Consider the following 23403-nt stretch of genomic DNA (forward strand, 5'->3'; position numbering starts at 1 on the left):
TTTTTGCTATGGATTTTAATTATGATATAATTGTAGTTGGTGGGGGGCATGCTGGATGTGAAGCAGCCGCTGCTGCTGCTAAATTAGGTTCACGTACTTTATTAATTACGATGGATCTAAATAAAATTGCTCAAATGAGCTGTAATCCTGCTATTGGCGGTATTGCAAAGGGTCAAATTGTTCGTGAAATTGATGCTCTAGGTGGATATACTGGTATTGTTACCGATAGGTCTTCTATTCAGTTCAAAATGCTCAATAGAAGTAAAGGACCAGCAATGTGGAGCCCTAGGGCCCAGTGTGATAGGATGGTTTTTTCTTCTAATTGGAGAAGTATACTTGAACAAACTGATAATTTATACTTTTGGCAAGATACTGTTGTAGATATTAATTTTGATGAAAATAATGTAAGCTCTGTTCTTACGAAAATGGGAGTAGAGTTCTCTTGTAAATCTCTAATTCTTACGAATGGAACTTTCCTTGATGGATTAATGCATATAGGCAAAGTTCAGATGGAAGGCGGTCGTATTAGTGAGCCAAGTTCTTATGGACTTTCTAAAAAGCTTGCAGATTTCGGTTTTACTACCGGACGTATGAAAACAGGAACACCTGTTCGTATTGATGGCAGAACTATTGATTACTCTAGATGTATTGAGCAACCAGGCGAGGAAACATTTTATAAATTCTCCTATTTACCTAATGAAGTTAGCCCGCTTCAACAAAAAAGTTGTTGGTTAACCTATACTAATTCTGATGTACATGATACTTTACGTAGTGATCTTGATAGTTCTCCTATGTATGATGGTACTATCGAAAGTATAGGTCCTAGATATTGCCCTAGTATAGAAACAAAAATTGTAACTTTTGCTGAAAAAGATAAACATCAATTACATTTGGAACCAGAGGGGGAGACCACAATTGAATATTATTTAAATGGTTTTAGTAGTTCATTACCTTGGCAAACTCAGATACAAGCATTAAAAGATATTCCTGGATTGGAGAATGCTTCCATTTTTAGACCTGGCTATGCTATAGAATATGGCTATTTTCCTCCAACTCAACTTCATCATACACTACAAACTAAATTGGTAGATAATCTTTATTTTGCTGGCCAGATTAATGGAACTACTGGTTATGAAGAAGCCGCTTCTCAAGGTTTAATGGCCGGTATAAATGCCCATCAGAAAATTAATAATTTAGAGAAGTTTACACTCGGTAGGGATGAAGCTTATATTGGTGTTTTAATTGACGACCTAGTTACTAAAGGTGTTGATGAGCCTTATAGAATGTTTACATCGCGTGCAGAATATAGAATATTATTGCGTCAAGATGATGCAGACTTTAGATTAACTCCTAAATCTTACAAAATTGGTCTTGCAACAGATTCGCGTCTCGAACTACTAAACTCGAAGATTGAACAACGCGATTCAGTAATCAAGTTCCTTGAGGATTTTAGTATTAAGCCAAAATTTATAAACGAATTTCTTCAAACTAAAAATACCTCCGTTTTAAAACAAACAGTTAAACTTAAAGATATTTTAACTCGTCCACAAATTTCTATTTTTGAACTTGCAGAAACTATTGAGCCTTTTAAAAACTTTCTAGATTCAATTGATAAGGAGAGGTATGATGAAATTCTGGATGCTGCAGAAATACTTATTAAGTACTCGGGCTATATCTCAAGAGAAAAGTTGATGGCTGAAAAATTAACACGTTTAGAAAATCTTAAAATACAAGGTCGTTTTAATTATAGCGAACTTAATTCATTATCTACTGAAGCGCGACAAAAACTCGCTAAAGTAAATCCTGAAACAATTGGTCAAGCCAGTAGAATATCTGGTGTTAGTCCGAGTGATATAAATGTATTATTAGTATTAATGGGACGTTAATGTTCCACGTGGAACTTGAATTATGATTTACGAAGGTAATATTATTGATGTTATTAATTCTCGAATTTTTAAGGGTAGGATAGAAGTTAAAGACGGATTAGTTTTTAAGGTTGAGGAATGTGATACGGTTTCTGATCACTATATTTTGCCAGGTCTAGTTGATTCTCATGTTCATATTGAGAGTTCAATGTCAACGCCTAGTCAGTTTTCTAAATTGGTTGTTCCACGTGGAACGGTGGCTGTAGTTACCGACCCTCATGAGATAGCCAATGTGTTGGGTATTGAGGGGGTTGATTATATGATTAAGGATGCAGAACAAACGCCCTTAAAATGTTTCTTTGGCGCCCCATCATGTGTTCCAGCAACTCCTTTTGAGTCGAGTGGAGCAGTTTTGAATAGTGATGATATACAGAAGCTATTAGAAAGGGATGATATTTGGTTTTTATCAGAAATGATGAATTTTCCTGGGGTAATAAATCAAGATGAAGAAGTACTTAGTAAAATTAAAGCTGCCCATAGAAGGGGAAAGAAAATTGATGGTCATGCACCAGGAATAGTTGGGGAAGGTTTGCGTAAATACGCGCAAGCAGGTATCAGTTCTGATCACGAATGTGTATCAACAGAAGAAGCTATTGAAAAAATAAATAGAGGTATTACCGTTCAAATAAGAGAGGGTAGTGCTGCAAAAAACTTCGATATTTTAGCTGATTTATTTCGAACTCATCCTGATGAAGTAATGCTTTGTACTGATGATAGTCATCCTGATGAAATTATTAATAAAGGTCATATAGATAAAATTATAAAGAAGGGTATTACACAAGGTTATGATATTATGTCGCTATTAAGAGCCGCAACATTAAAACCAATTCAACATTATAATTTACCTGTTGGTTTGTTAAGGAAGGGGGATGCCGCAGATTTTATTATTATAGATAACTTGACTGATTTTAATATTCTAGAAACATATATAAACGGAACGTGTGTTTATAATAATTCTTTAAAGTTTGAGGTTGAAAAATCTACACCTATTAATAATTTTAATATTAGTTCGCTTTCAGAACGTGATATAAAAATTGAAAACCAAATAGGGAAGAAGGTTCGGGTTATTGTTCCTGTAGATGGTGATTTGTTAACTGATGAGTATTTGTGGGAAACCAATTCTGAAGATGAATATTTGCAACCTTCAGTGGAAGATGACATATTAAAGATTGTTGTTGTTAATCGTTATAAGTCTGAAAAACCAATTGTTGGATTTATTAAAAATATTGGAATTAAAGCAGGTGCTTTTGCATGTAGTGTAGCTCACGATAGTCATAACTTGATTGCGGTTGGAGTGGATGATCAATCAATAGTTGAAGCATTAAATGCTATTATTGAAGAGAAAGGTGGAATTTCTGTAAAAGACGATTCGGGGGTAGATATACTTCCTCTAGAGGTGGCTGGTTTAATGACAGCATCCGATGGAGTAGAGGTAGCTCGAAAGTATGAGCAGTTAAATACGAAGGTTCAAAAGTTAGGATCTCCTTTAAAAGCTCCTTTTATGACTGTTTCATTTATGTCCTTATTAGTTATCCCATCTCTTAAAATAGGAGATAAAGGTTTATTCGACGTAAATAGATTCTCGTTTACTAGTTTATTTGTTTAATGGATAAAAGTATCAATCCTAAGATTGACTTCTTAAAGCAAAAGATAGCTGTATTACCATCAGACCCGGGAGTATACCAATACTTTAATTCTGATGGTAAAATCATTTATGTAGGCAAAGCTAAAAATCTTAAAAATCGCGTTTCCTCTTATTTTGTTCGTAGGCCAGAGAATGGTAAAACAGCTATTTTAGTTCGTAATATTGCCAATATAGAACATATTGTAGTAGGTAGTGAAGAGGACGCCTTACTACTCGAAAATAACTTAATAAAGAAATATCAGCCTCGTTATAATGTGCTGCTGAAGGATGATAAATCATATCCTTGGATAGTTATAAAGAATGAAAACTTTCCACGCGTATTCTCTACTCGCAATGTAATTAAGGATGGTAGTTTATATTTTGGTCCTTACACTTCTACAACTATGGTTAGAACATTACTTGATTTGTTCAAATCACTCTATCCTTTACGAAATTGTAAGCTAAATCTTTCTCCAAATAAAATTGCAGAGGGTAAATATAAGGTCTGTTTGGAGTATCATTTAGGTAACTGTAAGGGGCCATGTATAGGTGAGTATGATGAAGAGTCATATCGCAAAAATATTGATGCTATTAAGAATATTCTTAGGGGTAATATTGGTTCTGTTATAAAATATCTGAAGGAATTAATGATGGCTTATGCTGCTGATTTTAAGTTTGAAGATGCTGAAGAAATAAAGCAAAAGATTAATCAGCTTAGTTCTTATCAAAGTAAATCAACTGTTGTAAGTTCTAATATTACTAACATTGACGTTTATTCAATTATTGATGACGAAGATTCTGCCTATATTAATTTTTTAAAGGTGGTAAATGGAGCCATTATTCAAGCACATACAATTGAACTTAAAAAGCGCCTTAACGAATCCAAAGAGCAGTTGTTATCAATTGCAATTACAGAAATTAGGGAGCGATTACATAGCACATCTCGAGAGGTAATTGTAAATATAAATCCCGATACTGATTTTAAAAACATTAAATTTAGTATTCCTCAAAAGGGTGATAAACGAAATTTACTAGATTTATCTGAGCGAAATGTTAAGTATTATAGACTCGAAAAGTTAAAACAACAATCTATACGAAAGAAAGAAACTCGAGAAGAACGATTAATGAACACAATGCAGAAAGATCTTCGTTTGCCTTATTTGCCAAAGCATATTGAATGTTTTGATAATTCAAATATTCAAGGTGCGTTTCCTGTTGCTGCTTGTGTTGTTTTTAAGAATGGTAAACCTAGTAAGAAAGATTACCGTCATTTTAATATTAAAACAGTTGTAGGTCCTGATGATTTTGCATCGATGGAGGAGATATTAAAACGACGTTATTCGCGATTACTTGCAGAAAACGAATCTTTACCGCAGCTAATAATTATTGATGGAGGAAAAGGGCAATTGGGAGCTGCCATGAAATCGTTAAGAGAAATAGGTGTGACAGATCAGGTTTCTGTTATAGGAATAGCAAAACGACTAGAAGAAATATTTTTTCCAGGTGACCCTATTCCTTTATATCTTGATAAAAATTCAGAGTCATTAAAAGTTATTCAGCACGCTCGAAACGAAGCGCACAGATTTGGAATAACTTTTCATCGTAATCAGCGGTCTAAGAATTTTGTATCGTCGGAATTAGATGAGATAAAAGGAATTGGGGATAAGACAAAAGAGAAGCTGTTATCTACTTTTAAATCGGTAGATCAGCTAAAGAAGCAGGATTTAGATAGTATAAAACTTGTGATAGGTTTATCAAAAGCAACACTTGTTTATAACTATTTTAAGACTAAAAAATAGCCTCAATAATTTGTTCTGACGATAAGTCTTTACCCTCACCATTTAAGTTGTTTAACGCCTTGTATAGAAGTTCTGGATGGTGTTTAGTATTTTGAAGTGTAGTTTCAATAGCTTCAATCATTTTCTGATCCTTAGAGTTACCCTTAAGTTTAGCATCTGTAATTATTCCTTTATTCACTTTCATGCTAATTTCAAATCGTTTTCCGTTATTACCTTTAATACGTTTTTTAAGTTCGAATTTTGGACCATAAGCAAAGTTCCAATCCCAAGTATTGTACTTATCGTTTGACAGGGTATTGATGATATCACCCTCTTCATTATTTAATGTTTTATATTCTGCACTGTAATTTTCACTAATGAATTTAGCCAATCCTTTTACGAACTCATCAACCGTTAATTCATCCTTCAGATGACTTTTTATGTTGGTAACTTTACTTCTAACCGATTTTACGGCTTTATCTTTGAACTTAAGAGGATCATTTTTTAAGCTATTTGTAAGTGCAGAAAGTTCACTTTCGAAGAGTAGTGTACCGTGATGCATAACTCTACTTTTAAAAACATGACACGCATTACCGCTTATTTTCGACCCTTCAATTAGTATATCATTTCGCCCTCCAAGATGAGCATTTATATTTATCGACTTTAAAAAGTCAACCATAGGTTGGGTGTGTTTTTTAAAATTAACCAATTCGCGTTTTGCTCCGGTTGTAATAAAGCAGAAATTAATATTGCCCTTATCATGAAAAACTGTACCTCCACCAGATAGTCTCCTTACAACTGGAATATTATTTGGAATTACATAATTATAATTAATTTCAGAAAGTGTATTTTGATGTTTTCCCACAACTATACTTTTTGAATTAATATATAGGAAGAATATATCTTCAGAACAATTTTTCAAAAGGTACTCTTCGGTGGCAATATTATAATAAGGATCGTCTGTTTTACTGAGTATGATTTTCATATTGTAAGCTAATTGTACGTGTTAAAATAAATATTGAATTCTAAAGCCCTTAAATCTAAATGATTAAGATTGATAAATTGATTTAAATTGCTGTTGTTTAGTTGGTTATGTTTATTGTTCTTTTGTAATATTAATGAATATTTATTTTCATAAAATAGATTCTAAAAAGCATTCTTTTGAGAATATAAGTATAAATGTAACTAATTTGTTTATTCGGGGTAAACTTTTAATCTATTTGAATAGTTTTACCAAAAATGGATTAAAGATTAAAAAATTGAAATGAGATTAATTATTCAGCGTGTAAGTAAAGCCTCGGTAACAATTAATAAAATTGTTAAATCATCGATTTCTGATGGTTTATTGATTCTACTGGGAATTGGCAATGACGATTCGAATGAAGATATTGATTGGCTCGCCAACAAAGTATCGAATATTCGAATTTTTGACGATGAAGATGGAATTATGAATAAATCGATTTTAGAGACCGAAGGTGATATTATTGTTGTTAGTCAATTCACCTTAATGGCAAAAACTAAAAAGGGAAATAGGCCGTCCTATATTAACGCCGCTTCTCCCGAAATATCCATTCCATTATATGAAGAATTCGTTACTCAGTTAAGTACTTTATTAGGTAAGCAAGTATATACCGGGGAATTCGGAGCAGATATGGACGTTAATTTAAATAATGATGGACCTGTAACTATTATTATTGATAGTAAAAATAGAGAGTAACTCAATAAAAACGTATTTTTTTCGTTACGATTTAAATGAATAAACCCGAGATAAGTATAATTATAGTTGGATATAATGCTGCAGCATTCTTAAAATTAACCTTGTTTGCAGTTAAAAAATCAATTGAAAATTTAAAGGCAGAGGTTATTTTCATAGATAATTCTAACAATCCTGAGTTGGTCTCTATGGTAACAACCAATTTTCCTTTTGTACATGTGATAGGTAATAATGTGAATTTAGGGTTTGGAGGTGCAAATAACCTTGGATTACGCTATTGTAAATCAGATTTGGCACTTCTCTTGAATCCTGATACTATAATTACAGAAAGTGCTTTAAATCGTGTCATCCAATATTATCGAAATAATAGTAAGGTTGGAGGAATCGGGCTTAGAATGATTAATGGGACAGGTTCCTTTTTGCGTGAATCAAAACGTGGATTCCCCGATATTTTCACCTCTTTCTGTAAGTTCAGTGGTTTAGCCAAGTTCTTTCCAAATAAAACTAAATTTACTAGGTATTATGCGGGGCATATAGGTGAGTTTGATATTCATAAAACCGATATACTTGCGGGAGCCTTTATGACTCTACCACGATTAAAAAGTGGGGACTTCTTATTATTTGATACTTCTTTTTTTATGTATGGAGAGGATGTTGACTTGTCCTACAGATTACAGCAGAACTTTGGAGAAAATATATACATAGGTGATGAATCAATAATTCATTTTAAAGGGAAAAGTACTGAGGCATCTACACATATTATTTATCATTTTTTCCACTCTATGTGGGTATTCTACAAGCTTCATGTTAAACCTCAAAAGAATATTGTTACCAATGCTACTGTTTATTTAGGGATTAAAGGTTTATCTTATTTTCAGATGTTTCGATCTAAATATTTAGATCTTTTTAGTAGAAAAAAAACTATTAATGGAGCAGAATTGGATATAAGACTTATTTCAAATAATCAGTCTGTAAAGAAATATTTGAGTAATTTGGCGCTGTGTAGAAATATAAATATCAGTACTTCGCTCAAAATAGATTCTGAACAACTCATTATATTTGATTTGAACTTTATTAATCAAGAGTCGGTTATTTCTTTTATGCAGGATAATTGTGGTAAATATAAATTTGGTTTTTTAACCCATGATTATTCCCACCTTATAATGAGTGAAAGTTCTTTTGATAAGGGGCAGGTATATGCTTTAAAATAATTAACTTAAGTATTTAACATGACAATAGAAGAAGCTCAAAAACAAGTAGATAATTGGATTAATACTATTGGTGTAAGATACTTTAATGAGTTAACTAATATGGCTATTTTAACCGAAGAAGTCGGTGAATTGGCCCGAGTTATTTCTCGACAGTATGGTGAGCAAAGTATTAAAAAAGGTGAAGAATTAAACCTTGCTGATGAAATGGCAGATGTTTTGTGGGTGTTACTTTGCTTGGCTAATCAAACTGGTGTTGATTTAACAAAAGCTTTAGAGGATAATATAAAGAAGAAAACCTTAAGAGATAAGGATAGACATAAGAATAACGAAAAATTATAATAGAATAAGATGGAAGAAATATTTGAAAAATACCCTTATCAATTAGACGATGAATTGATTAAAGCTGAAATTGAAAATATTATATCATCAAATATAGACCTGAATAAGGATGTAGATGCTTTAAAAACTATTTTTAGTTGTATTGATTTAACTACATTAAGTCCTACAGATTCAGTTAAATCAGTAACTGCCTTTGTTGAGAAAGTAAATCAGTTTTCTAAGGAATATGCAGAAATGCCAAATGTTGCTGCTATTTGTGTATTTCCTAATTATGCGGATACTGTAAAAACAGTTTTAAAAGTAGAAGGAGTTAATAGGGCAGTTGTATCTGCGGGTTTTCCTAACTCACAGGCCTTACAATCAATTAAGGTTACTGAGACTTCATTAGCAATTGATGGAGGGGCTAACGAAATAGATGTGGTAATTTCTATAGGAGAATTCTTCGAAGGTAATTATAAGCACGTTTTTGATGAGTTAGTGAAGCTAAAAGAAGCATGTGGCGATGTTCATTTAAAGGTTATTTTGGAAACAGGTTTATTAAATGATTCTGAATTAATTTGGAAAGCTTCGATGCTAGCAATGGAAGCCGGTGCCGATTTTATAAAAACCAGTACAGGAAAAGTTGACCCAGCAGCAACTCACGAAGCGGCTTACGTAATGAGTAAGGCAATTAAAGAATATACTGCGCAGTCGGGTAGAGTAGTAGGTTTAAAGCCGGCTGGAGGCATCTCAACAACGAGTAATGCTGTTGCATATTATTCAATTGTTAAAGAAGTACTAGGTACAATGTGGTTAAATAATACTTGGTTCCGCATTGGAGCAAGCAGACTAGCAAATGAATTGCTAAATGATATTTTAAAATTAAATGGAGAGGCTAAAGAAACAGTGAAGTTCTTTTAATTTCTATAAAACTTTAAATTAAAACCAGTATCCGATTGATGCTGGTTTTTTTTGTGCTCAATACTTTCTCCAGTATTATATTTTAGAATTCCGTCATAAGCAATAAAACAAGCCCTTCTTGTTATGATTGATAGTATTGTTATAGTGAGTTGAACAGGTTTAACCATACTCTATTATATTTTTTATAAGTTTGAAGTAAATATTAGCCGTAATTGCGCTATCAGTGCGTAATTTGGTGTTTGTTTCTAATTAAAGTAAATGAGTAATACCTTTAAACAGTTTAAGCTTACCGTAATTCAAAGTTTTTTTTACAGCTTAGGGAATTTTGCTGGAAAGTTCTCAGGAATTATCCTGCTTCCTATTTATTCATTTTATTTACCTATTGAAGAATTTGGCTTGTATGCCCTTTTTGAAGCAATATTTCAAGTGTTTCAAGTATTTTCAGGACTAGGTATTAAACTGGGACTTTCAAGGTGGTATTGGGATCAGAAAGAGGAACAGGATCGTAAGAGTTTATTTTTTACAACTTTTCTGTTTAATTCAATAGTATGTATACTATTAAGTTTTATCATCTATTTTTCATTTAACCTTCTAAGTGATTATTACTTCAAGTCTCCAATAAACTCTTCACTTGCCTTACTATTTGTTGTTGGTAATTTAATTCGATTATTTACTGAAGTGCCAATGTTATTGCTTCGTATACAGCATAAGGCGAAACGACATTCTGTTTTTCAAGTTATTCAATTACTCAGTTTTGTTGCGTTTGTAGCTGTATTTCTAGCTATTTTTGATTTAGGCTTATATGGGATATTCTGGGCTACAATTCTTTCATTTCTAATCCAAACCTTACTATTACTTCCTGATATCTTTAAAAATGTATTTTTAAAAATAGAATGGAAGAAAACTATAGAAATGCTTCGTTATGGATTTCCTGTGGCATTAGGAAATATGGTGAATGTAGCCTTTGCTTTTACTGATAAATATTTCATCAATATATTTTCAAACTTAAAACAGGTCGGAACCTTTACCTTATCTCATAAAATATCCAATGTAGTTAACTTGTTGGTTGTAAATAGTTTTATTAGTGCTTATATGCATTCATATTTTAAAACTGTGGATTCTGCGGATAGTGATTCCTTTTTTTCCCGATCATTCACCTATTTTTATTTGGTTATTTCTTTTTTTAGCCTGCTAATTATTTTGTTTATCGATGAGTTGGTACTAGTTCTTACGGCAAATAATGAGCAGTATGGAGGATCAAGTGCTATAATTCCTGTGCTTACAATAGGTTTAATATTCGGAGGAGTTCGGCAAATGCTCTTATTACCTATTAATAAAGTTAAGAAGACGAAAGTTATTGGTATTGTTTCAGTTGTAGCCGGAGCAATTAATGTATTACTAAATTATTTACTTATTCCTGAATGGAAAGCTTTGGGAGCGGCATATGCTACTGGAATAGTGCAGTTATTGTCGGCTTTAACCTTATTGTATTTTACACTCAAGTATGTGAAAATAAAATTTGAGTGGCTGAGGTTATTACTATTAACAATAGCCTTTGTTTTTTGTGTATCACTAGGCTATTTGATACAGGTAGATTCAATTATCATTGCAATACTGATTAAAGTATCTATTGTGGCTTTGTGGACGGGTTTATTGCTCGTAAGCAGGTTTTTATTGCCTGAAGAGCTTTTACGAATAAAACAGTTTTGGGCAAAATGGAGTAAGAAACTACCCTTTCTAGGATAAAGTATATTTGGCTAGTTTTATTTTAAACCAATTAATTAGTTTCCTCTGTAGAGAAGTGTCATAAAATCGTTTAAAACGTGACTGAATAATAGGGTTAGATAAATTATCAGGGCAAAAATTATAATTTAATTCAGATACATTTTCAAGTTCTGAATTATACCTGCTGGTTTTTTTCATATGAGTGCCTGATCCATCAATCCCAATATTGTTTATCAATGATTTAGAAGGATAAACGCTTGGCTTTTGAGCTTTAAATCCACCGTAGTTAAATCGTATCGACCATGAGTTAATCACTTTTTGCTGCTGTTTTAAAAGCATTGTTGTTAAATCATTTCCTCCTGCGTTAAATAGTATTTGTTTTTCTTTTGATTCAATAAAACTTTTAAAGTCGTTTATATCCCAATCTGTATTAAGCCAATTTTTTTTCCAAGTAGCCCAACCCCAACTGCAGTTGCGTGGTGCCAAATAACTATCAAATGAGTAATCAGTTTCCAATTTTATTGGAGGTGTATAGCCTGCAATAGACCAAATTTTATTCGGGTTGTAGAACTGTAAGGCTTTATTCATAAAGTTGATAAAGCCAGGTGTTGTAACTAAATCATCCTCTAAAACAATTACCTCATTGTGAGTTTTAAAAATTGAAGTAACCCCTTCTATAATTGAGTGAGCTAGACCTTTATTTGTGTCAGAAATAATCAGTTTAACATCCTTAAAGCCAGTTACGGTATTTAAATAATTATGTAATTTTTTGATTAAAGGAATATCGCTTTCTGTCTTTGCTCCATCTGAGAATATAAAAAGACTGCTTTTTAGCGCATTTTTATTATTAGCCAATGCCTCAATCGTTTTTTTTGTGTGATCAAGTCTATTGTATGTAAAAAGTGCTATAGGTGCAAAGTTATTCATATGGTTATACTTGTGAATATTACTTAATGTCCTTATATAAGTTTATTCCTTTTATTGCTTCAAGATACTTTTTAATCGATTTATTTAAGGATGTCTTATTATTTAACAATTTATCAGTTGATTCAATAATGCCTTTTGTAGAACTATCAGTAACACTAAAATAATAATCCATTAAATTAAAAGATTTCATAACATGCTCATATTTATGTGCCCATCCAATAACTAAACATGGTTTACCTAGTTTTAGAGAGTGGATTAATCCATGGTATCTCGAAGCAATTACTATTGAACTTTGTGCAAGTAATTGTTGAATTTCGTAAGGATCGAGATCTTCATTAATTAATTCAATGTTCGTTTTTTTAGTTTCTTCAAAAATTGCGTTACAAATTTGCGCGTCATCTGCCGAATGGCGGATGATTGAAATATTATAGCCTTTTTCTGATAAATGATTACATAATTCTGAAAATAGACTGATAACCTCACTTTGAGGTCTTAATTTGGTTAGTTGTTTATTAGGTATAATTATTATTGAGTCTTCCTTAACTTGGTAATGTGCAGTATTTGAGTGTGCTTTGTGTATATTATTTATATCAACTTTCTCTGATTGTAAAACAATATCGAATGAATCAATAACACCCTCTGTTCTAATCTTATTAAGTTCTACTCTGCACTTAGGTTCTCGGATAAAGATCTTTTTAGGATAACTGAGGTACTTTTTAATAAAGGGGAATAGTATTAACTTTTTCCAGCCTTTAAAATTAAATGGTCCAATGGACTGCGGCAAAAAGACAAATGGCACATTGAATTTTTTTGCGACTTTTACAGGAAATAGAGTAGCATAGGTCCACAAAGGGTGCTGATTATGAGAGCTTACACCATAGCCACTAATATCAAATACAAGATCAGCGGTTTTAAAGTGCTCCATTATTTCTTTTTCAGGATTACTAATTGGCTTAGGCTTAACAAGTAATTTTACAATTGGAAACCCTAATCTAAGCACAGTTCTAATATGCATATTCACAATTTCAAATGCATATTTATTTTTGTCGTTAGCGGTAAGAGAAGGGAATAGATCAATCATTACGATATCTGAATTTGGATATTCCTTTTTCAAAGAATCAACCACACAGAAAAGCATTGATTGTGCGCCTTTATTTATAAAATTACCTCCTGTAATTAAAATCTTATTCATTTTAGTTGTACTGTCTTAATTGTTCTATGGGCTTACGTACTGAACACGCTAACATACTATTCTTTTCAGGATATCCATAGGCAATTAACATTATTGGTCGTTCAAATTTTTGTAACGAGAGTAATTCTGCCATTTCTTTATCTTTTGTCTTGTCTTCGGGCCAATTTAATGGGCAAGAGCCTATGTTCATACTTTCTAATGCAAGCATCAGATTCATTGAAGCTAAACTTGCATCTATATACATTAAATGTCTGTCGCCAATAGACGGAGAAACATTCATTTGCCCAATTACGGCTATAATTGCGGGTATATGATCGGCAAAGCCAGTTGTTCCGCCGGCTAAATTAGATGTTTTTTTAGCTAGTTGAGGGTCGTCGATAACCCTAAACATAAATGGCTGACGATTGCAGCTACTTGGGGCTAATCCCGCAACGGTAATAGCTTTATCTATTAGGCTTCTTTCTGGTAATTGCTCATTGGTAAAAAAACGGACTGATTTTCTTTTATGAGCAAGTTTTTTAAACTCCTCAAATGAGTTATCCTTATTTTCATTGGATAGGGAATAAGGTGTAAATTCAACTTGCCTAAAAGCCCTATTTTCAATGTTTGTGAAAATATTTTTTGCCTTATCTATTGTTGGATGAGAATCAGTTACGCTAAAGTATTTTTCAAGTATATCGTGTGCCCAATTTAATTGATCATTTTGTGAGTTCAGGCTTATTATCTTTTTATAAAGAATTGTTGTATCCTCAATATAATCTAGAGCAAAGATACTTCGCCTATTTTTCATCAATAATCCTTTTTCAATTCTATGAATGTTTCTTCTTAGAAGGAAGAGGTTTTCAGTGTTATTATTTTTTTTGTAGATGTAGTCCTTTCTTGCAGCAATAAACATCGCCACTTCATAGTTAAATGCCTTAGAGAATATAAAGTAGATGGTTTTTAATCCGGGTATATTTAGTATTAATGGATATAAGAATTGATATTGTATAGATTCTTTTAATTGAAAGAATCGTATGTATATCTTTTCAGAAAAATGATCTCCTCCTATAAGGTTGAGAAGTTTCTTTATTATCAATCTCATCTGCTATAATTAATTTTGAAGCTTCGAAATTATTAAAAGCATTTTATATTGTCATGATAATCAAATAGAATTTTCAGGCAATACCCAATAACTAATCAAATTAAATCATTATTTGCCATAAGCTATTGGCTCATCCTATACATAGGATGAAAATTATTTGTAACAGGATTAAAGCTATTTGTAGGAGTATTAAGTAATTATTCAATCATATTAAATTTATATTTAATATGATTGAAGTGTATCTTTAAATCTATAATTACATAAGCCTATTGAATCTATTAAGATTTAATCTACCAACAATTATAATCGGATTACCTAATACCCACGTCAACCTTGAAACTAGGGTTTTTCAACTCCTCTGGCATATTTTCAAAATCGGCACTAAGGGTTTTAACGCTTGTTGGCTTACAACCTTTTGTGACAGTTAAGTACTCAACTATGGCATTATTTCGTTTATTATAGAGGTCTTTAAAACTGGTTTTTATTGTGTTTTCATCTGTTAATGATGAATATCGTTCACTCATTGGTATGCCTGTGGTTTCTGGGCTTAGTTTATCCACGTACGAAACAAACTTTTCATCATTATCTTTTATATCAAGCCAATTAAGATTTTTAGAACTCATTTTTTCAGTAATGTACTTTTCTTTTATAGCTTTTTCAGATAAGAAATATGTTTCATCATCCATTGATAAGTCTTGTCTGAATGTAAATATTAGGTCGGGTTTCTTCACCAATATTTTAGCAATTTTATCCAATGTGTTTTTTTGCTTAATAGCCATTGAATCTTGTGTATATTCAAATGGAATGTGGTCTAATTCATCGGCTGTAGTGCCAACCATTTTACCCAGTGCTCCGAACGGAGATGCGGCGGCTTTAACTAAGAACTTTCCAAAAGTTTTAAGCATTATTTTACCCAGTCTAAAGCCTGGTTCTGAAGGATTACCTCGGACAGGTACATTCATTTCAACATTATCCTTTGAATCTTTTAATATGACCATGGCAAGTTTTAAAGGAACCTTTGCAGCAGTGGTATCTCCGGTGCTTTTACCAAACTCTATGTCTTGCACAAAAATGTCATTTTCGTTTAAAAGCTCAGTAGGATTCATTTCAATATCACAGGTGTAATAGAATAAACCAGAGTTGATAGGATAGCCCAAATGATATTCAGTGTACGGCGAGAAACTATGTAAGTCGAGGTGAGATATTTTTCCGTTATAAGTTAAATTTGTAGGTTCTTCTGAATCAATTATAGCCTTTCCTTTAAAGTTTCCATCGTTTATAAAATTCATGCTATAGTCAACAGGAATTGCCCTATTTGTAGTATTTATATCAGCTACTTTTAAATCAATATTTGATATATCGTATTTAAACGATCTATTTAAAGTACTGTCTCTAAAAATTACTTTACCATTATTTACTACAAACTCTTTAATATTATAGTAGATTTCGGTTTCAGGTTCTTGAGGAGTATTAGGTGTTTCTTCTTGTTCAATAGTATCTGCGGAATTTATGATAGGTGCAAAAAAGTATTCAAAATTACTCTGCGCTTTTCCTAGGGTAGCATTGATATTAGGTTCATCAATAATTACATTTTTAATCACAAATGAATTCTTCGCAATATCGATATCTTCTAATTCTGTTTTAATTGATTTTGAGGATAATAATTCATTGTTGTTTCCATCAATAATAATTAAACTATCTACAGCAATAACGCCATCAATTTTAACCTCAGAGGTTTCTTTTAAACTTCCTTCAATGTTGATGTTGCTTTGTAAATAGCCATTAAAGTCTGTAATGTTTACACTTTCTTTTAAGTAATTAGTGAAATTATTTAACTGTATATTCTTAGTCTGAAAATTTACTTTATAGTAGGCTAATTGCTCACTTACAGTGGTATTTATTATAACAGATCCTTCTTTACCAATAGCAAATTCAAGTCCCATTTTACTGCTTTGGCTGTCCCACGCAAACTCAGGTAATTGTAGGTTAATATCATCAACTTCAATTAAATTATCAATCGATTTATCGTAGTATTTAAACCTGCCAGTAATTAATTTAAAGTCGGTTATGGAGTATTTAATATCCGATTGAGTAGTGTCATTATCAACAGCTTCGGTTTCAATATTTGTGGTGTCATTAAAATGTTCTATTAAACTCGTAAAATTGAATATATCATCATTCTGTTCAATGTTAATATAAGAGTTACTGAGTTGTATTTGCGAGAACGAGAATTCTTTATTGAATAGTTTCCAAGGATTAAAATCGATAAGAAGTTGATCAAAAGAAACGAAGGTATCTGTTTTATTTTCTTCAAATAATGTAAATCCGTCCACAGTAACCTTCAAATTAAAATAGTCAATGTGTAATTCGTTTATAAGAATCTTTCTGCTTGTTAGTTCTTCTCCATTTTTATTAACGTAATTCTTAGCAATTGTTGATAAAAAGAAGAGAAATATAAAAACAATTACGAGCAATACTGAAGGAATAATAATTCTCTTTTTCATAGTTTGTTATATTATGATTTGTGGGTTTTTATCATTTATAACACGCAAGGTATTTATAGTGTTTAATACTTATACTAAAATCATGTTTTGTTTGATAAATATTTAATAATCATCCTTAAAGCATTCGTTTTTTAATGTGGTGTATTTTTGCGTTAAATACTCATAAATGGCAATATCTGCTTCAACCCAATCAAAAGTATTCAGTTTCCTTAACTCTGACCATACTATTTTGTGGTGCTCTAAATTAACTGCAGTACCTGATTTTATATGGCAAATAAAGGGATGTAATACAATTGCTCGGTTATTGTAATTATGTCTAAAAAGGGGAAGTTTCTCATGAATGGTGATTACACATGAAAGTTCTTCAATTATTTCTCGTTGGATACTTTCTTCAGGACTTTCGTTTATCTCTATTTTCCCTCCAGGAAATTCAAATAAAAGCGGATGTTGCATATTTATGCTTCTTTGAGCAAGCAGAATTTTATCATTTTTAATTATTATGGCACAACTTACATGTATCTCTTTCATAATATAAAGTTAGTGAGTATTTGTAAAAACAAATTACTTCAATTATTTTGATGATATGATTATAAATGCCCATACTCATAAAATAGACTCAAGTGCTGATGTTAATTGTGTGAGCTTTTTTCATTCAGATGCCATTGCTGACAAAACATCAACTCGCCTTGTTTCATGTGGCATCCATCCTTGGCATATAAATACTGCTAATATTGATTTAGGCCTACAATTATTAGATACTTATTGTTCTGATAAAAAAATAGATGCTATAGGAGAATGTGGTTTAGATAAGTTTATTAAAAATACTGATATACAAGTCGCTGTGTTTGTTAAACAAATAGAGTTATCGGAGAAGTACGAATTACCATTAATTATTCATTCGGTAAAAATGCATCACTTAATTTTAGAGTATAGGGTTAAGTTTAAGGCCAAACAGCCTTGGGTATTACATGGCTATAATGGATCGTATCAGATGGCAAAGCAATTAGTAGCCAAAGGAGTATATCTATCATTTGGTGCATCATTACTCAACAATTCTGCGAAGCTTGAGGAAACCATAAAAAATATAGATCAAAATTATATGCTTTTTGAAACCGATGATTCTGATTTATTAGTTAGTGATGTGTATAAAAAAGCACAAAGCTTATTAAATTTGCCACCTGATTTATTAGAAGATCAGATTAGTAAAAATTTTAGTAGAGTATTTGGTAAGTGATGGATTGGTTAGAACGTACAGAGATTTTGTTAGGACAGGATATGTTGCAGGATTTGAAGCACAAACATATTCTTATTGTTGGTTTAGGAGGAGTTGGTTCTTATGCTGCTGAATTAATTGCAAGGGCAGGTGTTGGTAATTTTACAATTGTTGATGGTGACACTGTGAATGCAAGTAATATAAACCGTCAGTTACCTGCATTAACAAGTACTATAAATATGGCTAAAGCAGATGTGGTAGCCCAACGTTTATTAGACATTAATCCAGAGCTTAATTTAACTGTTATCAACTCTTTTATTGATGAAGATAGTTTTGAAGAATTGGTAGCAAAGGGTTTCGATTTTGTTGTGGACGCTATTGATACTTTATCGCCAAAAGTTGCTTTAATAAAGTCGGCCGTTGATACTAAAACACCTATTATATCAGCCATGGGGGCAGGTGGGAAGTTTGATCCTGCTCAAATTAAAATTGCCGATATTTCTAAATCTGAATATTGTATGTTAGCCCGTAGTGTTAGAAAACGTTTGTACAAACAAGGCATTAGAAAAGGTGTTAAGGTTGTATTTTCAACAGAGGAAGCACCCAAAGAATATGTAATTAAAACTGAAGGAGAAAGAAATAAAAAGTCCACTTTGGGCACTATTTCTTATTTACCTGCAATGTTTGGTTGTTATGCTGCTTCCTATGTCATCAGAACTTTAACAGGAAAGTAATTTATCCTGCATGGTAATACTGAAAATCTTTAACCACACATTTCAGAACTTCAAGCGATTTTAATTCATTATTATTGATTTGTGCTTTGGCTTTAATTTTTGTAGCCAAGGCACCAACTATTTTCCAATTAATTTCCATGGTATCTCGCTCAATCACGTGCTTAATAATTTCTATATCCTTCTCGTCAATTCTAAGTATCTCTAATTTATCAAAAGTAGGAGAGTAGTTTTCTTCGGTTTCAGCAAATGCAGTTTCATTAAACTTAATGTTCTGATGCGTTTTTACCACTATAGTACCAGCTGCTAAATCTCCTAAACGTTGAGATTTCTTACTAAAGAATATGACTAGTAAACCAAGTCCGTAAATAGAATCGAATACACGAATTAAATTTCTGATGAGTAATTGAAATACAGAGGCATCAGTACCCGATTTATGTATAACTTTTATCTTCTGGTATTTTTTTCCAATGGTTTGTCCTTTAAAAAGCCACTCCATAAAAAAATAATATAGCATGGCTGCAAAAGTATATATTGAAAATACTATGATGACAATTGTATCTCCCGGTTGTGCTGTTGCCACGGCAATTGAAAGTGCCATTCCAATGCCACCTAAAACGAGGCCATCAATAATGAGTGCAAGTAATCTTTCGCCTACACCTGCAAAATTGACCTCAATATTTACATTTTGAGAATTATTTATGTTAAATTTCGGATCCATATTTAAAGATTTAAGGTTTTGCGTGAAATAATCTTCTCTAAAATTAATAAAAAACGTTGGCTTGAAGCAGAGCAACTGCTGACAAAAAAGCAAAAGGTTGACCCTGAGGTTATATCTAAAGTTTATATGCAATTAAGCGATGATTTGTCCTATGCCAGAACCTATTATCCTAATAGTAACACTACAGCTTATTTAAATAAGTTGGTGCTTAATTCGCATCAGTTTATGCATACTGCTAAGCGCGAAAACTGGTCACGAATATATACATTTTTCAAAAAGGACTACCCACTTTTAATTCATTCTCATTACAAACAACTGTTCTATAGTTGCCTAATCTTTTTAATTGCGGTTCTAATAGGAGCCTTTTCTGCCGCAAATGATGTTGATTACGTACGTTTAATTACAGGAGATAATTACGTTAATATGACCATCGAAAATATTGAAAAAGGGGAGCCTCTTGGGGTATACGCTTCTCAAAACGAAATTTCGATGTTTTTTATGATCACACTTAACAACATACGAGTAGCTTTAATTGCCTTTGCAATGGGCGCGCTTTTATCTGTTGGAACAGCTTTTATGCTTTTTAAAAATGGTGTAATGTTGGGCTCTTTTCAATACTTTTTTTACAATTACAATTTACTTTGGGAGTCGGCATCTGGTATTTGGATGCACGGAACTATTGAAATATTTAGTATAGTTGTAGCAGGTGCGGCTGGTCTTGTTATGGGAAATAGCATATTGTTTCCGGGTACCTACTCTCGTATACACTCCTTCCAGAAAGGGGCAATAACAGGAGTCAAAATTGTTGCCGGCCTAGTGCCTTTTTTTATAATTGCAGGGTTTATTGAATCTTTTTTAACCAGACATTCACAAATTCAATGGCTTAGTATTTTCGTCATAACTATATCGTTAATTACTATTATATTTTACTTTTTTATTTATCCACACTTAGTTTATAAAAAGCATGTACAACACATTTCAGCTTAGAAAAAAAAGAACTGTATCAGAATCCGTTAGTGATGTATTTAACTATTTAAAAATTCATATTTGGAATTTGCTTAAACTTATGATGGTTTTAGTAGGTCCGTTTTTTATACTAGGAGGTATCCTAATAGGACGGGTTTATGGTACCATGTTTTCAATGTTTGAAACAACCCTTGAGCCCAACCCATTCGATTTTGCTCTTTTTATTCCGGCATATATTCTTCTTATAATCGGAGGGATTTTTTATCAAGCATCTATTGTTTCTTATATGAAAATGAGTTTAAAACATGCCAAAGATGAAATTACCTTACAGTTAATATTTAGTGATATAAAAAAGTATTTCTGGAAATACTTGGGCGCTGGTCTATTGTTGGGCATAGGTATTGGTTTTGTTGGATTTATAGTAACATTGGTGTTATCTATAATATCGCCGGTTTTAGGTGTTTTTGTTATGATGTTCGGTTTAATATACCTGATGATTGCATTTAGTATTTATCCTTTTTCAATTGGTATTGAGGATGCTTCAGTAACAGATTCTTTCGGACGATCATTTGAGTTGATTAAAGGTAATTGGTGGAGTACATTTGGGTACTATATTTTATTATACTTTATCCAAGGCTTTATTTCAGCTATAGTAATAGTCCCTTTTTACATTTTGGCATTTTATAAAATGTTTTCGCAACTAATTACTAACCCTAATACTCAGCCTGATTTTTCTTACTTAGGCTCTGTAATGACTTTTGGTATTCCAATTGTCATGTTCGTTTCTTTGTTTCTATACTGTTTTTATTCAGTTGGTTTTGGCATGAGATACTTTTCTTTAGTTGAATTAAAAGAAGAGGTTGGTTTAACCGAGCAAATTGAAGCTATGAATGTGATAGATGATAGTACAGAAAAGCCTTTGTTCTAGATTTATGATTCGCAAACCCATTTTAGTAAACCGATACATCTGCTTTATCGTATTTGCAATCATTCAATTGCATAGTGTATCAAAACTTCAGGCTCATGTATTTATTGCCGATGACCATGAGGTTTTGAGTGAGCAAACATTGCAGCAGCTTCAGTTGGAGGAGCCTTATACATCCTATATTGAGGTTGAGGATAATACCTTTAGTTTATCTGCACTTAAAAAGTGGATTGTTTGGTTTCTTTCAAAGTTATTTGGCAACAAGGCATCTTTTCATTTTGCAGAAGTATTGCCTTATATAATTGTTATAGTAACTCTTGTGTTAATTGTAATGAAAATTGCAGGTTTAAGTTTTAGCGATCTTCGAAAGCCTAAACTGAAAACCATTAAAAATGCAGATGGATTTATAGGTGATGATGTTATTGGGAAAGTGAACTTTGATAACCTGATTTTGGCAGCTATATCAGACTTTGATTATAGGTTAGCCATCCGATATTCTTATTTGCAATTGTTACAAAAGCTTGATGAAGTAGAGCTTATTGTATGGGAGAAGCAAAAATCGAATTTTGAATATTTACTGCAATTAAAATCGAAACCATTTTATAATCAATTTACATACGCTACTCGTACTTTTGAGGATGCTTGGTATGGAGAAATGCCATGGACCAACGATGAGTATAAGAGTAAGTATGATAGTTTAAAAGTTGAGATTACAGCTATTTCAGCACAAATACATTCAAAATGAAGATACCAAAGCAATATTATATCTGGTTAAGCGTAGGCTTTATTTTGATGGGGATTTTTGAATTCTATAAAAAGGAAGAATTAAATTGGAAAGCCACTTTATCAAGCCGCGACAAAATACCATATGGTACAAGTATTTTATATGAGATGGTTAAAACAGGGCTTTGGCAGGATAGTTTAACGCGTATTAATCAAACATTTTTTGAATACGGCAAAGAAGATTCTTCTGATTATAGCCTTGTTTTTATGGCACCTGGTATTGGTTTTGATGAGCAATCAACTGAAAGCTTACTCAAACATTTAAACGCAGGAAACACTATAATGCTTGTTTCAGAGCAAATGCCATATAAGTTGATGGATACCCTAGGAATAAGTAAAGAATACGCTTACGAAAACCATACTGTAAAGCAATTAAAGTTAAGTGATAGCAACATTGTTTTTACAGATACCTTAAATAAGATAAAGGCTTATAATAATCACTATTACTTTCGTGTAGCAGATAGTGTTAAGAATGTAAAAGTTTTAGGTACAATTAACGATAAACCCAATTTTATTGAAGCTCAGCTTTCTAACGGAACAATATTAATGCATTTATCGCCACTGGTTTTTACCAACTATTACTTTGCGCATGGGTATAATTACCAATATGTTAATGGTGTGTTTTCAAAAATGCCTGATGCTCCAATTGTTTGGGATGATTTTCTTAATAATGGAAGTTCTTCTTCGCAATCAGAGTTGCGTTACGTGTTAAGTTCTGCACCAATGCGTTATGCTTTCTATCTATTAACCTTCGTATTCGTTATCTTTTTCTCACTTTTTTGGCGCCGTAAGCAAGAATTGATTCCGGTAATTAATCCTCCTGAGAATGCTTCAATTGCTTTTCTTAATACCTTAACAAATTTGTATTTAAGTAATAAAAACAATGGAACAATAGCCCAATATGTTGTACGTAACCTACGTATTAAAACCAAGAGAAAGTACCTTATACAATGGAATAGGCCTACATTACAAGTTAAGGATCAATTGATGAAAAAAACAGGTAAGTCGGAAGTTGAGGTTGATAAATTATTGCAACAAATTAACATAGCCAAAAGTGGTACAAACATATCGCAAGAGCAATTAATTGAAATAAATAAAACCATCGAAAAGTTTTTGTAACAGATATTTTAAAGAGAGATAT

At 32.1% G+C, this 23403-nt stretch carries 21 protein-coding genes; 14 read left to right on the forward strand and 7 right to left on the reverse strand.

Annotated features, from left to right (window positions below; all coding sequences use genetic code 11):
* Nucleotides 1-8 precede the first annotated feature (8 nt).
* The 3 genes from mnmG to uvrC are packed head-to-tail and all read left to right on the forward strand — an operon-like array spanning nt 9 to nt 5348.
* Nucleotides 9-1886 (forward strand): tRNA uridine-5-carboxymethylaminomethyl(34) synthesis enzyme MnmG, encoded by a 1878-nt coding sequence (gene mnmG, locus QMO11_RS04650; protein ID WP_282036236.1) that lies wholly within the window; start codon nt 9-11, stop codon nt 1884-1886.
* A 22-nt stretch (nt 1887-1908) separates the two neighbouring features.
* Nucleotides 1909-3531, forward strand: coding sequence for an adenine deaminase (gene ade, locus QMO11_RS04655; protein WP_282036237.1), 1623 nt, complete (start codon nt 1909-1911; stop codon nt 3529-3531).
* A complete protein-coding gene (gene uvrC / locus QMO11_RS04660; protein ID WP_282036238.1) occupies nt 3531-5348 on the forward strand; it encodes an excinuclease ABC subunit UvrC in 1818 nt (605 codons plus the stop codon). The genes ade and uvrC overlap by 1 nt, the downstream gene beginning before the upstream one ends.
* Here the strand turns inward: uvrC and lplA are convergent.
* Nucleotides 5338-6312 (reverse strand): lipoate--protein ligase, encoded by a 975-nt coding sequence (lplA, locus tag QMO11_RS04665; protein ID WP_282036239.1) that lies wholly within the window; start codon nt 6310-6312, stop codon nt 5338-5340. The two genes, uvrC and lplA, sit on opposite strands and share 11 nt — an antisense overlap.
* Nucleotides 6313-6591: 279 nt before the next feature.
* Here lplA and dtd point away from each other — a divergent pair, with 279 nt between their 5' ends.
* The 5 genes from dtd (at nt 6592) to QMO11_RS04690 (ending at nt 11237) form a co-directional block, all read left to right on the forward strand.
* Complete coding sequence (gene dtd, locus QMO11_RS04670) at nt 6592-7044, forward strand: D-aminoacyl-tRNA deacylase (protein WP_282036240.1); 453 nt, start codon at nt 6592-6594, stop codon at nt 7042-7044.
* Between the two features lie 35 nt (nt 7045-7079).
* Nucleotides 7080-8252, forward strand: coding sequence for a glycosyltransferase (locus QMO11_RS04675; protein ID WP_282036241.1), 1173 nt, complete (start codon nt 7080-7082; stop codon nt 8250-8252).
* Between the two features lie 18 nt (nt 8253-8270).
* On the forward strand, nt 8271-8591 hold the full coding sequence (locus tag QMO11_RS04680) for a nucleotide pyrophosphohydrolase (protein ID WP_075603851.1): 321 nt from the start codon (nt 8271-8273) through the stop codon (nt 8589-8591).
* Between the two features lie 9 nt (nt 8592-8600).
* Complete coding sequence (gene deoC, locus QMO11_RS04685) at nt 8601-9491, forward strand: deoxyribose-phosphate aldolase (protein ID WP_282036242.1); 891 nt, start codon at nt 8601-8603, stop codon at nt 9489-9491.
* 258 nt (nt 9492-9749) lie between these two features.
* Nucleotides 9750-11237 carry an oligosaccharide flippase family protein gene (locus QMO11_RS04690; RefSeq protein WP_282036243.1) on the forward strand — a complete coding sequence of 496 codons (1488 nt, stop codon included), beginning with the start codon at nt 9750-9752 and terminating at the stop codon, nt 11235-11237.
* On the opposite strand, the gene QMO11_RS04695 is transcribed toward QMO11_RS04690, so the two are convergent.
* From QMO11_RS04695 to QMO11_RS04715, 5 genes are all read right to left on the reverse strand, one after another.
* Complete coding sequence (locus tag QMO11_RS04695) at nt 11229-12143, reverse strand: glycosyltransferase (protein WP_282036244.1); 915 nt, start codon at nt 12141-12143, stop codon at nt 11229-11231. The genes QMO11_RS04690 and QMO11_RS04695 overlap by 9 nt on opposite strands.
* A gap of 19 nt (nt 12144-12162) precedes the next feature.
* On the reverse strand, nt 12163-13335 hold the full coding sequence (locus tag QMO11_RS04700; protein ID WP_282036245.1) for a polysaccharide pyruvyl transferase family protein: 1173 nt from the start codon (nt 13333-13335) through the stop codon (nt 12163-12165).
* Between the two features lies 1 nt (nt 13336).
* Nucleotides 13337-14419 (reverse strand): nitroreductase family protein, encoded by a 1083-nt coding sequence (locus tag QMO11_RS04705; RefSeq protein WP_282036246.1) that lies wholly within the window; start codon nt 14417-14419, stop codon nt 13337-13339.
* Between the two features lie 311 nt (nt 14420-14730).
* Nucleotides 14731-16923: a DUF748 domain-containing protein gene (locus tag QMO11_RS04710; RefSeq protein ID WP_282036247.1), complete on the reverse strand. Its 2193-nt coding sequence runs from the start codon at nt 16921-16923 to the stop codon at nt 14731-14733.
* 102 nt (nt 16924-17025) lie between these two features.
* The gene (locus QMO11_RS04715; protein WP_282036248.1) at nt 17026-17451 is read right to left on the reverse strand and encodes a (deoxy)nucleoside triphosphate pyrophosphohydrolase; all 426 of its coding nucleotides are present in this window, start codon (nt 17449-17451) and stop codon (nt 17026-17028) included.
* 55 nt (nt 17452-17506) lie between these two features.
* Between QMO11_RS04715 and QMO11_RS04720 the strand changes: the two genes are divergently transcribed.
* Together QMO11_RS04720 and QMO11_RS04725 are read left to right on the forward strand one after the other, a co-directional pair.
* A complete protein-coding gene (locus tag QMO11_RS04720; protein WP_282036249.1) occupies nt 17507-18157 on the forward strand; it encodes a TatD family hydrolase in 651 nt (216 codons plus the stop codon).
* A complete protein-coding gene (locus QMO11_RS04725; protein ID WP_282036250.1) occupies nt 18157-18870 on the forward strand; it encodes a tRNA threonylcarbamoyladenosine dehydratase in 714 nt (237 codons plus the stop codon). The genes QMO11_RS04720 and QMO11_RS04725 overlap by 1 nt, the downstream gene beginning before the upstream one ends.
* Nucleotide 18871: 1 nt before the next feature.
* On the opposite strand, the gene QMO11_RS04730 is transcribed toward QMO11_RS04725, so the two are convergent.
* On the reverse strand, nt 18872-19588 hold the full coding sequence (locus QMO11_RS04730; RefSeq protein ID WP_282036251.1) for an RDD family protein: 717 nt from the start codon (nt 19586-19588) through the stop codon (nt 18872-18874).
* Nucleotides 19589-19606: 18 nt separating this feature from the next.
* Between QMO11_RS04730 and QMO11_RS04735 the strand changes: the two genes are divergently transcribed.
* The 4 genes from QMO11_RS04735 to QMO11_RS04750 are packed head-to-tail and all read left to right on the forward strand — an operon-like array spanning nt 19607 to nt 23381.
* On the forward strand, nt 19607-20575 hold the full coding sequence (locus tag QMO11_RS04735) for a stage II sporulation protein M (protein WP_282036252.1): 969 nt from the start codon (nt 19607-19609) through the stop codon (nt 20573-20575).
* The gene (locus QMO11_RS04740; protein ID WP_282036253.1) at nt 20553-21482 is read left to right on the forward strand and encodes a DUF7847 domain-containing protein; all 930 of its coding nucleotides are present in this window, start codon (nt 20553-20555) and stop codon (nt 21480-21482) included. The genes QMO11_RS04735 and QMO11_RS04740 overlap by 23 nt, the downstream gene beginning before the upstream one ends.
* On the forward strand, nt 21454-22224 hold the full coding sequence (locus QMO11_RS04745; protein WP_282036254.1) for a hypothetical protein: 771 nt from the start codon (nt 21454-21456) through the stop codon (nt 22222-22224). Before QMO11_RS04740 ends, QMO11_RS04745 begins: the two co-directional genes overlap by 29 nt.
* Entirely contained in the window at nt 22221-23381 is a 1161-nt protein-coding gene (locus tag QMO11_RS04750; RefSeq protein WP_282036255.1) for a DUF4350 domain-containing protein, read from the forward strand. Before QMO11_RS04745 ends, QMO11_RS04750 begins: the two co-directional genes overlap by 4 nt.
* The last annotated feature ends 22 nt before the right edge of the window (nt 23382-23403 follow it).

This window comes from Saccharicrinis aurantiacus (assembly GCF_947489045.1).
In the GTDB taxonomy this organism is placed as follows: domain Bacteria; phylum Bacteroidota; class Bacteroidia; order Bacteroidales; family Marinilabiliaceae; genus Saccharicrinis; species Saccharicrinis aurantiacus.